Genomic DNA, 13,533 nt, shown 5'->3' on the forward strand with positions numbered 1-13,533 from the left:
AGCGGTATCAGGCTTGGCTAACAGAATAACAAAACCCGCCGGGAAAAGCGGGTTTTGTTTGTTTGCGGAGATTAATCGGTGGGGATCTGACTAGAACCAGGTCAGGCCGATACTGATCACTATGCCAGTGATGATCAGCTGCATCAGGCAGAAGCCCATGATATCCCGCGCCTTGAGCCCGGCGATCGCCAGCACGGGCAGGGCCCAGAAGGGCTGGATCAGATTGGTCCAGGCGTCGCCCCAGGCCACCGCCATGGCGACCCTTGCCACATCGGCGCCTAAGGCCTCGGCGGCGGGCAACATGATAGGTGCCTGCACCGCCCACTGGCCACCACCGGACGGAACGAAGATGTTGACGATACCGGCGCTGATGAAGCTCCAGAACGGCAGGCTGTCGGCGCTGGCGATGGCCACGAACCCCGACGAAATACTCTGAGCCAGACCCGACTGCACCATGAGCGCCATGATCCCCGCATAGAAGGGGAACTGGATCACTATGCCGGCGCCGCCCTTGATCGCCTCATTCAGGCTGGTCAACAGGCTGCGAGGCGTCTGATGCAGGATGATGGCGAGAAACAGAAACAGGTAGTTGACGATATTCAGGTTGAGCTTACCGCCGGCAGCGAAGAAGTATTGTCCCAGGTAAACCAAGCCTGCCCCACCCACGGCCCAGGCCAGCAGGCGGCTATTTTCCAGATAATCCGCCGGGCGGGTGATCGCCTCGGTCTCGACCTCGGGCTCAGCTAGCTTGTCCCTGTCGACATAGATGCTCTCATCATCGCTTGGCAACATGAAGCGGTTAACCAGGGGGATCAGCACGAACAGAACAGCCACCAGCGCCAGGTTAAAGCCGGCGAAAATGGTATTGTCTGTGGCTATGATGCCTATCTTGTCCTCGGCGAAATGCCCCTTGGTGGCTATGGTCAGGGGGATGGAACCGGCGAGGCCGCCATGCCAGACCACGAAGCCCGAATAGGCACTGGCCACCAGCAGGCGATAATCCACCTTCACCTGACGCGCCAGCGCCTTGGCAAACAGGGCGCCGACCACCAGGCCGAAGCCCCAGTTGATCCAGCTGGCGAGCAGCGACACCAGAGTCACTAGTATGATCGCCTGGGGCGCACTCTTGGCCAGGGCGGCGATACTATCTAGCAGGCGTTTAATGGGCGGCGAGCTGGCCAGCATGTAACCGGCCACCAGCACCAGCAACATCTGCATCGAGAAACTGAGCAGTGCCCAGAAGCCTTGGCCCCAGTAGGTCACCAGTTGCAGCGGGCTCTGCTGTTCCACCGTCATGGCGGCGATAAACACCAGCAGGGTGAGGAGTAGCACGAAAATATAGGGGTCGGGCAGATAGCGGTCGACCAACTTGACCAGAGGTTTTGCGGCCTTATTAAGCATGATCTTGTCCTTGATAGCAGGGTATTATTATTGATTGAATTTGCCACAGACAGGTTAAGCGATATCTTAACAAAATCATACTCATACTATGGTATAGGGGCAGAGGCCGTACCAGAGGCCAAGCCTGTGTCACCCTATGGCACGACTCATGTTATAGTGAGGCCAACACTCACCAGCTTAAGACCTTATGGCGCAGCAGATCTCCAACGAAACCAAAGATGAGGCGATGAAAATTGCCAAGGCCACCCAGAAACCCGGGCAAACCAAGGAGCAGACCAAGCTTATCGCCCTAGGGATAGAAAAGGGGATTGCCGAATACAAGAAGCGCCAGAAGAGCAAGGCCAGAGACAGGGACAAGCAGCGCAAGCAGGTCCTCAAGGAGAAGCAGCGTCAATCCATAGAGCCAATGGACGACGGATTCCAGGCCGCGCCAAAAGCCAGCAAGCTGCCCTGGCTACTGCTAGCCCTGAGTTGGCTTGGCTTCATCGGCCTCTACCTACTGAATCACTAAGTCATTAGGCCTATGATATTAATCTGGCCTCAGCGATCAATCTAGCTGCAGCGATCAGTCCTGCTTCAACGATTGGGTGATGGTTTCGATGTTATTAGCCACCCAGGCCTTGTCGATAGGCCCCCAGTCGCTGAGGCGATAATACCCGGCATTGTGGCGCTCACCATCTTGCACGAAGGTGCAGCCGATACCTATATCGCCCATGGCGGCAATGGCATCTTGCAGGGTGCGCCTCGGCATGCTGGTGGCCTTGTTCAGCGACAACAGGTTATGCTGCTCACTATCGATCAGATGGGCCAGATAGAGCTTTCTCAGGAAAGCGATTTTTTGCTTAGATAACTCGGCGCTCAAGGCATCCTCTCTCAACATGGTTTTTATTATCTTGTAACATAAAACAAGCATCACAAACAGGTGCAAATGGCTGACAACCAAAGGAAAGATGTTATAGTCAGCCAATAGCCAACTTTCGCAGGATAACAAATGGAAGATGTGACTCCTCAAACTTCGGCATCAATGCAGGCCAGGCGTCGGCTGGAGCAGCCAGACTGGCTCGCCATAGATGAAGTGCCACTGACACCACTGGAACAGGCCTATCTGCATCAGGTGCAGATAGAGAACCTGCTGATCTTCACGCCGCTGCTGATCATAGCGCCCCTGGCCGCAATCCTGCTCAACCTGCCGGGCAGCCTGATCATCGCCCTGGTGACGGGCCTGCTTATCCTGGCTGGCATCATCAGCTATTGCCGCTATCGCTACGCCCTCTCTATCGCCTACGGCGTATTCGATCACGAGTTCATCATGCAGAAGGGATTGATTTGGCATAAGAAAATCGCCCTGCCCTATACCCGCCTACAACATGTCAGCCTGTCTCAGGGACCACTGGAGCGCTATTTTCATCAGCACACCCTCAAGTGCTTCAGCGCAGGTAGCGGCAGCGCCGAGATCAGCCTGCCAGGCCTGGGGGACGACACGGCCGAGCCACTGCGTAAGCATCTGCTGGCCAAAGCCTCCCAGAAACAGGCCTCCCAAAAACAGGCACCACAGAATCAAGCCCCCGACGGGCGCGAGGATTAACCCATGAGCACACGCTTCGCCCAGTGGGCGAGCCTGTCTCCCTGGTCGATCGTCAGCTTTAGCGTCGGCAGCCTGCGTCAGCTGCTGACCAATGGTTACGCGCTGATCCCCTTGGTCTACACCGGCTGGCAGCGGGGATTTAACTCCCCCTGGCTACTGCTGGTCGCCGCGGGGCTGGTCCTGGTCACCCTGACCTACGCCAGCCTGCAATGGGCCAAGTATCGCTATCGACTCAGCGACGCCAAGCTAGGGATCCGCCAGGGACTGGTGTTTAAACGCGCCCAGGAGATCCCGCTGAACAAGATCCAAAATGTGCGACTGGAGCAGCCCCTCTACTTCCGACCACTCGGCCTCTACAGCCTGGTGGTGGAGACGGCCGGCTCCAAGCAGGATGAGGCAGTGCTGGCCGCTGTCAACTATCGCCAGGCCATGCAGCTCAAGAAACACCTGTTTGCTTCCCAGTCCCAACTGCAAGGTACAGAGACTATCTATCCCGATGGCGAGACGCCGTCGCCTGCCAGTGAGCCGCAGCAGGCGGGCATGGCGGCCAATCGGGCGATTGCGCAATCCTGGCGTCAGGGCGAAGGCCTGGTGGTGGCCAAAGATCTTAAGGATCTGCTGATCTTCGGCTTCTATCAGAACAACCTCATCTGGCTCTCGATAATATCCGGCTCCATCATAGGCCAGGTCGACTGGGAGTCCCTTGGGCAAACCAGCATGGTGCAAGGCGCCTGGCACTGGTATCAGGCCAATATCGCCACAGGACTTATCTATCAGATCCTGGCGGTAGTGGCCGCGCTGCTGCTCCTCTACCTGCTGCTTGCGCTTATCTCCATCGCCTCGGCCGTGCTCAAGTATTACCCCTATCGCCTCAGCCTGCGTCAGGGCACGCTTCATCGAACTGGCGGCATACTGGCAAAACAGCAAGATGCGCTGCGCCTGCACAGGGTGCAGATGGTTAGATTCGAGCAGCCCGTCATCGGCAGGCTTATCGGGCGCTGGACGGTACATTTCGAGCAGGTAAAAGGCAATGAAGTGGAGCAGTTCGCCAAGCGCCACCTGCTGATCCCCAGCATGCGCCGTGAAGATATCCCAAATGCCTTCGGCCGATTCGATAGCCTGGCGGCCAAGGCCAACACCCTGCCCGCCAGTTATCAGGGGATAAACAGCGGCTGGCTTTGGCGCCGCGCCATCCCGCTGGCACTGCTTCCCGTGGTGATGACCCTCATCCTTGGCCTCAACCCCTTTACCGAACTGGTCGCGGGCTTCACCCTGGTGGCGCTTGTTGGCCTCTATCTCAACTATCGTCAATGGGGCTACTGCCTGGAGGGGGATGACTGCTGGATCCACACAGGTGTGCTGGGGCAGACCTGGCAACTGGTCCCCCTGAGTAAGACCCAGGATGTCTGTATCTCACAGACGCCGGGGCAACGGCGTAACGCCTTGGCCACCTTGCACTTAGGCCTGGCATCAGGCCCCCTGGTGATCCCCTATATTCCCCTCGAAGAGGCTAGATTGATTGCCGAAACCGCGTTAAGTTTGACCAGAGAAGATCCGAAAAACTGGATATAGCTAAAGCTGGATATAACATAACTGGCTATAAGGCAGGAAAGAAGGAGCAGAGATGAACAGGATAGCCCACACGCCAGATGAGATCATTCGCTTCTGGTTCGAGGAGATTGAACCTAAAGCTTGGTTTGTCAAAGACCTCGCCTTCGACAGGACGATTCAAGCCCGCTTCGGCGAGCTGCTCACCCAGGCCAAACAGGGCGAACTCTATCACTGGCGCACCACACCCCAGGGGCGTCTGGCCGAGATTATCGTGCTGGACCAATTTAGCCGTAACATCTACCGGGATACGCCAGAAGCCTTCGCCGCCGATCCCATGGCGCTAACCCTGGCCCAGGAAGCCGTGGCCGCTGGCATCGACAAGGCGCTGCAACCTAAACAGGTACCCTTTCTCTATATGCCCTACATGCACAGCGAGTCGCAGGCGATTCACGAGGTAGCCCTGATCCTGTTTAATCGTGAGGGCGCCGAAAACAACCTGGCGTTTGAGCTGCGCCACAAGGAAATTATCGACCGCTTTGGACGCTATCCCCATCGCAATGCTATCTTGGGGCGCGAGTCCACCCAAGAGGAGCTGGCGTTTCTCGCCGAGCCTGGCTCAAGTTTCTAACTTATCCGGCGAGTCATTCCCCATTCGGGCGTAAGGAGTACCCATGGAGATCACCCTCACCCACGGCCTGTTACTGGTCGTCACCGGCTTTCTGGCTGGCATAATCAATACCCTGGCCGGCGGTGGCTCCAACCTCACCCTGCCCGCACTCATGGTGATGGGCATGCCCGCCGAGGTTGCCAACGCTACCAACCGGGTCGGGGTCACTGTGCAATCGATCACCGCCCTGTTAGGCTTTCACAAGCATGGCAAGTTAGATACCCAGGACAAGGGGCCGATACTGCTGCCCACTATACTCGGCGGCTTTATAGGCGCGGGCCTGGCCGCCTACGCCCCCAGCACACTGATTAAACCCCTGCTGCTGGGCACCATGCTGCTAATGGCGCTCATCATCTTAGTGCGTCCTGCCATCATAGCGCCCGAGCTGGGCACGCCGGTCAACCGGGTCAAGGACACGCCCAGCTCCTGGTTCTGGCTGACTCTGGCCGGGATCTATGGCGGTTTCGTGCAGGCGGGGGTAGGCTTCGTCTTACTGGCGGCCCTGGCGGGTAGCCTGAGATATGATCTGGTGAGGGCCAACGCCCTCAAGGTGTTCTGTACCCTGTTCTTCACCCTGGCCTCCCTGCTGATCTTCATCAAGGAAGATCTGATCCTCTGGCTGCCTGGGCTCATCCTAGCAGCAGGCACCATGCTGGGCGCCCATCTGGCGGTCAAGCTGGCAATCAAGGTGAGCCCCAAGGTACTCAAGTGGTTTCTGTTTCTGATGACACTCTGTGGCAGCGTCGCCGCTATGCTTAGCGACTAAGAGCTTAGCGATTAAGGGCTCTTGCTGGATCACTCCAGCCAGTCGATCATGAAGCTGATGGCGCCGGCTTTATCGCAGCGCCATACCCTCACCCGCACCGAGGGTTTGAGCACGCCGGGAGAGACCTCCAGCCGTTTCCAGTCTGGTAGGGTAAACAATCCACCATTTAGCCGCATCTGCTCAAGCGCGTAGGCGATATCCAGGCGCTCCAGGCTACCGTCGACGGTGCGAATACCAAAGGCTATCTGGGTCTCGCTCCTGTGATAGTTAAAGACTTCTCCCTGCCATGAGGTCAGCTGGTCACGGCCACAGGGCACGAAGTCGGGGGCGCGCAGTCGCTCCGCCGGGCAAGGACTCCCCCACAAACAAAGGCCTATGGCGAGACACCATAGGCCCTGTTTCAATAGTGAATTTTCCATGAGACTAGTTGGACGGCCAGCGATAGGCACCGCTTAAGGTATCGGCGCGCTCAGACTGGCCCTGGGTGAACTCGACCATGCAGCTATCGTCTGTGTAGTCCATGAAGTTGTAGATGGGGTCGTCCCCACTGTCACGTCGGCAGGTGTCACGCCCCGACGGACAACCATAGGCCGCCGAACGCTCGGCCGGGGTATCGGAAACCTGGTCACCGCCATTACAGCCACCCTGGAAGGTATGATACAGACCTAGCCAATGGCCGACCTCATGGGTCGCGGTATCGCCTTCGTTATAGGGCGAAGCCGCGCCGCCCGGCAGCGATTGATTGAGGATCACCACGCCATCGTCGCTAGGATTGCTGGCATAGTCCGTGGGGAAGGTCGCCCAGCCCAGCAGGCCACCACCAGGATTAGAGACATAGATGTTGAGGGTATCGGCGCCGCCTTGGCGAAGGGATTGTTTCATCGCACGCTCGGCGCTGGTGCCCGGCCCCGCGGTGTACCAGGCATCGTTTTCTGTTTTTGTTGTCCCCATCAAGGTGAAGCTGAACTTGGTATCGAAGCCGCTGCCGCCACCTGCACCGGCGAAGGCATCATTAAGTACATTCATCTGCTCCGCAACCAGACCTGACACATCGCCGTCGCCGCTACTGCTCAGGATCAGGTGGACATAGACGGGAATATTATAACCCACGGCCGTGTAGTTACCGCCTGTGCCGCCATCGCCACCACCGCCGCCACCGCCGCCGTTGCCATTACCCACACCGCTCGGCTTCTTCAGGGCCTTGAGGTGTTCATTCAACATCTTCACCTCGAGATCCGAGGGGGTACGGGTGCCGCAGCGCAGGAAGGCGGCATTACTGTTGGCATGGTCGAAGGCCGGGGTCGAACTCGTCTTAGCCAGCTCTTGACCAGCAAGAGCTTGACCCGCGAAGGCCAGGGCGCTTGCCGACATCAGCAGCAAGCCAGATACTCCAATTACGCTTTTTCTCATGGGTGCCTCACCTTAAAAATCTGATCCAGTTCACACCACTGAGTATAGAAAAAGCCGACGAACTTGCTAATGCAAAGGCCGAAGCGGCCGCCAGGCCTGAAAAATCAGTCTTTTTCTTTACATTCGACACAAAAGTAAATGATAACCATTCCCATTTAAAATCCTGCTTTTTTTGTATATCCTTTGTTGCGTAAATTTGGTTGGCGTGCCAAGTCCCCAGCGGTCTTGCACCGCTCCTCACTATTCTTCTTTTGCTAAGATGACGACAGATCATGAAACTTAAGCCTATTTCGCTCGCTATCTTCTGCGCCCTGAGCATGGCGACTATGCCAGGCCACGCAGAGAATCAAACTGCTCAACTCGACAATGACAGCCAACAGGACAACCAGAATATCGAGAAGATCGAGGTTCGCGGCCGCTATGTGCAGGGCTACAATGCCCACTCGGTCGGCGGCGCCTCGCGCCTGGACTTGGCCATCATAGATATTCCACAGTCGGTGTCTGTGATCACAGATGCTCAGCTGGACGACTTCCAGCTCAACGACATCAACAGCGCGCTGGACAGCGCCACCGGCATCAATGTCGAGCGCATCGAGACGGACCGCACCTACTACACGGCCCGCGGCTTCGACATCACCAACTTCCAGATCGACGGGGTCGGCCTGCCACTGACCTCGGGCAACAACCATGCCGACGAAGACACCGCAATCTATGATCGCATCGAGGTGATCCGCGGCGCCAACGGCCTGATGACAGGTGTGGGTAATCCCTCGGCCACGGTCAACTTCATTCGTAAGCGTCCGACCTCTGACAATCAACTCAAGCTCCAGGCCAGCTATGGTAGCTTCAACAACGCCAGGGTCGAGGCCGATGCCAGTGGCCGCCTCAACGACACCTTTGCCGCCCGCGTGGTGGCGGTAAAACAGCAGAAGGACTCCTACCTCGATCGCTACGAGACAGACAAGAGCGTGCTATATGCCTTCATCGAGGCTAACCTGAGCGACGACACCAGCCTGTCGGTCAGCCACAGCTACATCAACAACGATGCCACTGGCAACAACTGGGGCGCCCTGCCGCTCTACTACACAGACGGCAGCCCAACCAACTACGACAGATCCACCAACACCTCGGCCAACTGGTCGAACTGGCAGGTGATCAAGAACAACACAGTGGTGGAGCTGAGCCACTACTTCGCCGACGATTGGCGCCTGCGTGCCACCTACTCCCACAAGAGCACGGATGAAGATACCGAACTCTTCTATGTCTACGGCACACCCGACAGAGAGACGGGCCTTGGCCTTACAGGCTATGGCAGCGAATACGATCTGGATGAGAGCCATGATCTGGTGGATCTCTATGTCGACGGCGAGTTCAGCCTGTTTGGCCGCGACCATCAACTAGTGGCCGGGGTGAACTACGCCAAGGTGGACTATATCGACACCTCGCTATACGACTACACCACAGGCAACGGCTTCCCGGCCATGCCGGATCTCAACGACTGGGATGGCAACACGCCTAAGCCAGTGTTTGCCGACAGCCCACGAGGCAGCGACGTCAGCGCCAAGCAGCAGGCCGCCTACTTCACGGGTCGTTTTAACCTGTTCGACGGTTTCCACTTCATCGCCGGCGGCCGCTTCAACAAGTGGCAGGCCGAAGGCATCTCCTACGACAAGGTACAAGACGTGGAAGATAGCCAGTTCATTCCTTACTTGGGCGCCGTCTATCGCATCACCCCTGAGCTTGTGGCCTACGCCAGCTATACCGAAACCTTCAAGTCGCAAACCGAGATGGATATCGACGACAATCTGCTGGCCCCCGTGACGGGTGAAAGCAAGGAGATAGGCTTCAAAAGCGAGCTGTTCGACGGCCGCCTGATCGCCAGCCTGGCCTACTTCGATATTCAGCAGGTCAACCTGGCGGTGCCCGATCCCCGCACCGCCGATCTGCCGCCGACCGACCAGCGCTACATAGGTGCCGATGGCATCAACAGCAAGGGGTATGAGTTTGAGGTGGCGGGTGAGGTGTTCGACGGCCTCAACCTGAGCCTGGGCTTCACCGACTTCGATATCGATGGCAATGACGACAACGCCAAGATAGTCGCCGCCTACACCCCGAGTCGCCTGCTGAAGTTTGCCGCCACCTATGACGTGGCCGCCATCGAAGGCCTCTCTGTGGGGATGAACATGCGCTGGCAGGATGATATCTATCGCGATCAGGGCGTGGTTGGCGACGGCTTTGCCAATGCGGGCGAGGCGATCATCACCCGCCAGGACGCCTATGCCATCGTCGATCTCATGGCCCGCTATCAGTTTAATGACAATCTGCAGCTAAGCCTCAACGCCAACAATGTGACCGACGAGAAATACCTCAACAGTCTCTATTGGGCCCAGGCCTTCTACGGCGCCCCGGCGAACTACAGCGCTACCATTACCTGGAAGCTCTAAGCTTGAGCTGAACGCTAACAGACATTAAAAAGGGCATATCGCCGACGCTATATGCCCTTTCTTATTTGTCTCTATTATTTGTCTCATCCTAAGCAAAGGCTTGAAAGGCTAGGCTTGAAGGCCAATGCTAAAAACGAGCATTGCGATTAAACCAGCTCGGCCAACATCTCATCTGAGTAAGTCACCAGCGGCTGTCTGTCGCGCACCCTGACCACATAGTCTGGGTTAGCGATGAAGGGGCGACCAATCGCCAGCAGGTCGAAGCGACCATCTGCGATGGCCTGGGCCCCCGTCTCGGCGCTGTAACTGCCGACACCTACCAAGGTCTGGCTATAATGGCCACGCACATAGTCAGACACTCGCCCGCCGAGATACTCGAAAGTCAGGGCATCATCGAAGATCCCCACATGCAGGTAGGCCAGCTTGCGAGACTCCAGCTGCTCTAAGAAATAATCGAACACGGCGCGATCCCGGCTGTCGCCCTGCATGTTGACATAGGCGCCCGGCGACACTCGCAGTGCGGTGCGCTCATTACCGATACGATTAACGATAGCGTCCACCACGGCCAGCGGGAAGCGCGCCATATTCTCCGGTGTGCCACCAAACTCATCATCGCGGCGGTTGCTGTCATGGTGCAGGAACTGATCGATGAGGTAGGCATTGGCACCGTGGATCTCGACGCCGTCGAAACCGGCGTCTATGGCATTGGCCGCCGCCTGGGAATAGTCGGCCACCAACTGTGCTATCTCATCTGTGGTCAACGCCTTAGGGGTCTCATAGGCCAACTCACGCTGACGCGGCACTGTGCCTTCAATCTTCACCGCCGACGGCGCTACCGTCTGGCCACCGAAGAAGTGCGAGTGTGCCACCCGGCCTGTGTGCCATAACTGGGCGAAGATCTTGCCACCCTTGGCATGCACGGCGCTGGTCACGCGCTGCCAACCCTGGATCTGCTCTGGGGTAAACAGGCCCGGGGTATTCGGGTAACCCTGACCATCGGGACGAATGATCACCGCCTCAGAGATGATAAGCCCGGCATCGGCGCGGCGAGCATAGTAGTCCGCCATCGCCTGGGTTGGCACCAGGTCATCGTCTGCCTGACAGCGGGTAAGTGGCGCCATCAGGATCTTGTTGTTAAGGGTAATACTGGCATTTAGCGCATAAGGCTGAAACAGATCGGCGGTCATAATCGGCTCTCTTTCTTGAATGAGCGTTCAAGATACTCTCAGTCAAAAAAGGATTCAAGATCTTTTTTGAACGTTCATTCAAAATTGAGTACAATCCCATTTATCGCCCCAACAAGCAGCCAAAGAGTAAGATGCGCAACGCCGAATTTGATCGCCAGCAGGTACTGAGACAGGCCATGAAAGCCTTTATCGACAAGGGCTACGCCAAGACCAGCATGCAAGATCTCACCAAGGCCACTGGGTTACACCCTGGCTCCATCTACTGCGCCTTCGACAACAAGCGCGGCCTCCTGCTGGCGGTGATAGAACAATATGGGCAGGACAGGCAAGCCGAGCTAACGGCCTGTTTCGGCTCGGCGCTCCCCTTCCCCGAGCAGCTTAAGCAGTATCTGGCCGGCATAGTCGATGAGTGTCAGTGCAAGGATACGCCCAAGGCCTGCCTGCTGACCAAGGCGCTCAACGAGGTGGCCGAGCAAGATGAGATGATAAGAGACGCTGTGCAATCGCATCTAGAGAGTTGGCAGCAGGCGCTGACGACCCAGTTTGAACGGGCCGTCGACAGGGGAGAACTTAAGGGAGATGCCGCTCATCTGGCGCGCTATTTCGTTATGGGGATCTTTGGGCTCAGAACCTTTGCCCATACCAAGCCAGCGCCAGAGGTATTGCACGCCCTGGCGGACCAGCTCTATCACGACACCTGCCGCGGCTAGGCTATTTCACCACCATCACGGGGCACTTGGCCTTATTGGCCAGCTCCTCGGCCACGCTCGGATTCAACAGGTGGGCGAGCCCGGTATGACCATGGCTGGCGACCACTATCATGCCCACATCATTCTCTTCGGCATCGAGCAATATCTGACCTAACACACCGCCGGTACGCACCTCGCTGTGCACCTTGAGATGGGGCGGCATTCTAATCTGTGCGTCCCTGACAATCTCGCCCAGCTTACCGTTGGCATAGGCATGCAGGTGCTGCTCCAGCTCCTCGTTACTCTCCACCACTATCCCATAGTTATGGGCGCCGTAGGGTTCACTCACCACATGAACGATACGCAGATCCACGCCATACAGGGTCGCCATCTCGATGGCATAGCCCAGGGCGTGAGAGGCCGTCTCGGAAAAATCCGTTGGGCACAATATTTGACGGGTACGCATATTCACCTCCTCAGTTCAGGCGCTCGTATCCCTCTGTTACAAATGCAAAAACTAAGCTGCGTCGTCAGCTGTTTTCAATAGCCGTTCGCGACAATCAATTTCGACAGGCATTCTCGACAGGCATTCTCAAAAGCCATTCTCGACAAACTATTGACCGACGACGGGCTTATAAACCAGGACCTTCGCCCCGGACTACTTGACCACCAGCACCGGGCACTTGGCGCGGTTCGCCACCGCCTCTGCCACATTAGTATGCAGAAAATGAGACAAGCCTTTACGGCCATGGCTGGCGATCACTATCATGCCGACATGGCTCTCTTCGGCCTCGGCTAAGATCTCGGTCACCGCGTCGCCGCGACGTATCATGGTCTCGATGGGCAGATTGCTATCGAGCTTGGCCAGCAGGGATTTCATCTTCTCGGCGGCGGCATCTTCCATGGACTGGGCGAGCTCCTCCGGCGTGATGGCGAGGATCTGAAAATTCTCATCCCCCATGGGCTGCTCGACCACATGAAGTAAGCGAAATCCCACCTGATACAGGTTGGCCATCTCGATGGCATAAGAGAGGGCATGGGAAGCCGTTTCAGAAAAATCTGTCGGGCATAAAATTTGACCATTTCTCATCTGTTACTCCTTACCATTCGCTTTCTTTAAGCATAGCGGATAAAAGTGACACAGGCTTGACAGAAATCGCTTAGCTGGCAGGGCTTTTTCCGCTTATCTCTGCGCTGATGCAGGCCCTTAGTTGCGCCGGTGAAAGCGGCTAAAAATCGCCACTAATATTAAAAACCACGGCTAATCCTCAAAAGCTCGCCAAATCCCCAAAACCGCGGCTAATACTCATAACCAGTGCTCAAATCAGTACTCAAAACCTTTACTGACGATAAACAATGAGCTAGCCATTAACACAGCCAATCGAGTGCATCGCGTTTATCCTCGAAAAACTTAAACTCCCCAGGGGTGAACCAGTTCGCCACCCGGGTCGCCCACTCCTGTAGGTCCCCCTGACCTATGATGGCCACCCGCTTAAACTCCTTGCCATGTTTCAAGCCCAGCTTAAGGTCGTCCCAGGCCGCATGCAGCGACAGGCCATCGAGCTCTATGATGTCGATGAGGGCGACGATTTCAGGCGCCTCGATGCCCGCCAGGGCTGACTCCAACAGCGGCGTCATCTGCTCATAGTCTTCGTGGGTCAACTTGCCGACGGCCTTGAAGGCGAGGTAGAAATCATCCTGACTGCGCTCTATGCCTATGGCGATACCATGTAGATTGCTGCTCATATCAAGCTCCTGTAATCCAAGCTAAAAGGGCCTATTTCATTTTAGGTTTCCAGCCCCTCCACCCGCTTGATCCAGATCACACTCTTT

15 protein-coding genes are annotated in these 13,533 nt (G+C 56.8%); 7 read left to right on the forward strand and 8 right to left on the reverse strand.

What is annotated here, in order from left to right:
- Positions 1–90: 90 nt before the first annotated feature.
- The gene (locus tag K0H80_RS15845) at positions 91–1,401 is read right to left on the reverse strand and encodes a short-chain fatty acid transporter (protein WP_220072211.1); all 1,311 of its coding nucleotides are present in this window, start codon (positions 1,399–1,401) and stop codon (positions 91–93) included.
- A gap of 187 nt (positions 1,402–1,588) precedes the next feature.
- Between K0H80_RS15845 and K0H80_RS15850 the strand changes: the two genes are divergently transcribed.
- Positions 1,589–1,912, forward strand: a complete 324-nt coding sequence (locus K0H80_RS15850; RefSeq protein WP_220072212.1) for a DUF2956 domain-containing protein — start codon at positions 1,589–1,591, stop codon at positions 1,910–1,912.
- 54 nt (positions 1,913–1,966) lie between these two features.
- On the opposite strand, the gene K0H80_RS15855 is transcribed toward K0H80_RS15850, so the two are convergent.
- Positions 1,967–2,281 carry a winged helix-turn-helix domain-containing protein gene (locus K0H80_RS15855; protein WP_011866886.1) on the reverse strand — a complete coding sequence of 105 codons (315 nt, stop codon included), beginning with the start codon at positions 2,279–2,281 and terminating at the stop codon, positions 1,967–1,969.
- Between the two features lie 111 nt (positions 2,282–2,392).
- On the opposite strand from K0H80_RS15855, the gene K0H80_RS15860 reads away from it, so the two are divergent.
- From K0H80_RS15860 to K0H80_RS15875, 4 genes are read left to right on the forward strand one after another with little or no spacing between them, the layout of a single operon-like run.
- Positions 2,393–2,986: a PH domain-containing protein gene (locus tag K0H80_RS15860; protein ID WP_220072213.1), complete on the forward strand. Its 594-nt coding sequence runs from the start codon at positions 2,393–2,395 to the stop codon at positions 2,984–2,986.
- A gap of 3 nt (positions 2,987–2,989) precedes the next feature.
- Positions 2,990–4,558, forward strand: coding sequence for a PH domain-containing protein (locus K0H80_RS15865; RefSeq protein ID WP_220072214.1), 1,569 nt, complete (start codon positions 2,990–2,992; stop codon positions 4,556–4,558).
- 52 nt (positions 4,559–4,610) lie between these two features.
- Positions 4,611–5,165, forward strand: coding sequence for a DUF924 family protein (locus tag K0H80_RS15870; protein ID WP_220072215.1), 555 nt, complete (start codon positions 4,611–4,613; stop codon positions 5,163–5,165).
- Between the two features lie 43 nt (positions 5,166–5,208).
- Positions 5,209–5,970, forward strand: a complete 762-nt coding sequence (locus K0H80_RS15875) for a sulfite exporter TauE/SafE family protein (protein ID WP_220072216.1) — start codon at positions 5,209–5,211, stop codon at positions 5,968–5,970.
- A gap of 29 nt (positions 5,971–5,999) precedes the next feature.
- Here the strand turns inward: K0H80_RS15875 and K0H80_RS15880 are convergent, their stop codons facing one another.
- Positions 6,000–6,374: a hypothetical protein gene (locus tag K0H80_RS15880; protein ID WP_220072217.1), complete on the reverse strand. Its 375-nt coding sequence runs from the start codon at positions 6,372–6,374 to the stop codon at positions 6,000–6,002.
- A gap of 19 nt (positions 6,375–6,393) precedes the next feature.
- Positions 6,394–7,380, reverse strand: coding sequence for a zinc metalloprotease (locus K0H80_RS15885; RefSeq protein ID WP_220072218.1), 987 nt, complete (start codon positions 7,378–7,380; stop codon positions 6,394–6,396).
- A gap of 272 nt (positions 7,381–7,652) precedes the next feature.
- Between K0H80_RS15885 and K0H80_RS15890 the strand changes: the two genes are divergently transcribed.
- On the forward strand, positions 7,653–9,824 hold the full coding sequence (locus K0H80_RS15890) for a TonB-dependent siderophore receptor (RefSeq protein ID WP_220072219.1): 2,172 nt from the start codon (positions 7,653–7,655) through the stop codon (positions 9,822–9,824).
- Between the two features lie 146 nt (positions 9,825–9,970).
- On the opposite strand, the gene K0H80_RS15895 is transcribed toward K0H80_RS15890, so the two are convergent.
- Positions 9,971–11,011, reverse strand: a complete 1,041-nt coding sequence (locus K0H80_RS15895; protein ID WP_220043262.1) for an alkene reductase — start codon at positions 11,009–11,011, stop codon at positions 9,971–9,973.
- Between the two features lie 131 nt (positions 11,012–11,142).
- Here K0H80_RS15895 and K0H80_RS15900 point away from each other — a divergent pair, with 131 nt between their 5' ends.
- Positions 11,143–11,721, forward strand: coding sequence for a TetR/AcrR family transcriptional regulator (locus tag K0H80_RS15900; protein ID WP_220072220.1), 579 nt, complete (start codon positions 11,143–11,145; stop codon positions 11,719–11,721).
- A gap of 1 nt (position 11,722) precedes the next feature.
- Here K0H80_RS15900 and K0H80_RS15905 read toward each other — a convergent pair whose 3' ends face one another.
- The 3 genes from K0H80_RS15905 to K0H80_RS15915 form a co-directional block, all read right to left on the reverse strand.
- The gene (locus K0H80_RS15905; protein ID WP_144202026.1) at positions 11,723–12,166 is read right to left on the reverse strand and encodes a universal stress protein; all 444 of its coding nucleotides are present in this window, start codon (positions 12,164–12,166) and stop codon (positions 11,723–11,725) included.
- Positions 12,167–12,358: 192 nt separating this feature from the next.
- Positions 12,359–12,790: a universal stress protein gene (locus tag K0H80_RS15910; RefSeq protein ID WP_011866897.1), complete on the reverse strand. Its 432-nt coding sequence runs from the start codon at positions 12,788–12,790 to the stop codon at positions 12,359–12,361.
- A gap of 278 nt (positions 12,791–13,068) precedes the next feature.
- Complete coding sequence (locus K0H80_RS15915; protein ID WP_220072221.1) at positions 13,069–13,446, reverse strand: SpoIIAA family protein; 378 nt, start codon at positions 13,444–13,446, stop codon at positions 13,069–13,071.
- Between the last annotated feature and the right edge of the window lie 87 nt (positions 13,447–13,533).

This window comes from Shewanella aegiceratis, assembly GCF_019457495.1.
GTDB classification, from domain to species: domain Bacteria; phylum Pseudomonadota; class Gammaproteobacteria; order Enterobacterales; family Shewanellaceae; genus Shewanella; species Shewanella loihica.

Coding starts and splice junctions, on each gene's coding strand:
- K0H80_RS15845 (WP_220072211.1), bottom strand. CDS start 1,401: ATGCTTAATAAGGCCGCAAAACCTCTGGTCAAGTTGGTCGACCGCTAT.
- K0H80_RS15850 (WP_220072212.1), top strand. CDS start 1,589: ATGGCGCAGCAGATCTCCAACGAAACCAAAGATGAGGCGATGAAAATT.
- K0H80_RS15855 (WP_011866886.1), bottom strand. CDS start 2,281: ATGTTGAGAGAGGATGCCTTGAGCGCCGAGTTATCTAAGCAAAAAATC.
- K0H80_RS15860 (WP_220072213.1), top strand. CDS start 2,393: ATGGAAGATGTGACTCCTCAAACTTCGGCATCAATGCAGGCCAGGCGT.
- K0H80_RS15865 (WP_220072214.1), top strand. CDS start 2,990: ATGAGCACACGCTTCGCCCAGTGGGCGAGCCTGTCTCCCTGGTCGATC.
- K0H80_RS15870 (WP_220072215.1), top strand. CDS start 4,611: ATGAACAGGATAGCCCACACGCCAGATGAGATCATTCGCTTCTGGTTC.
- K0H80_RS15875 (WP_220072216.1), top strand. CDS start 5,209: ATGGAGATCACCCTCACCCACGGCCTGTTACTGGTCGTCACCGGCTTT.
- K0H80_RS15885 (WP_220072218.1), bottom strand. CDS start 7,380: ATGAGAAAAAGCGTAATTGGAGTATCTGGCTTGCTGCTGATGTCGGCA.
- K0H80_RS15890 (WP_220072219.1), top strand. CDS start 7,653: ATGAAACTTAAGCCTATTTCGCTCGCTATCTTCTGCGCCCTGAGCATG.
- K0H80_RS15895 (WP_220043262.1), bottom strand. CDS start 11,011: ATGACCGCCGATCTGTTTCAGCCTTATGCGCTAAATGCCAGTATTACC.
- K0H80_RS15900 (WP_220072220.1), top strand. CDS start 11,143: ATGCGCAACGCCGAATTTGATCGCCAGCAGGTACTGAGACAGGCCATG.
- K0H80_RS15905 (WP_144202026.1), bottom strand. CDS start 12,166: ATGCGTACCCGTCAAATATTGTGCCCAACGGATTTTTCCGAGACGGCC.
- K0H80_RS15910 (WP_011866897.1), bottom strand. CDS start 12,790: ATGAGAAATGGTCAAATTTTATGCCCGACAGATTTTTCTGAAACGGCT.
- K0H80_RS15915 (WP_220072221.1), bottom strand. CDS start 13,446: ATGAGCAGCAATCTACATGGTATCGCCATAGGCATAGAGCGCAGTCAG.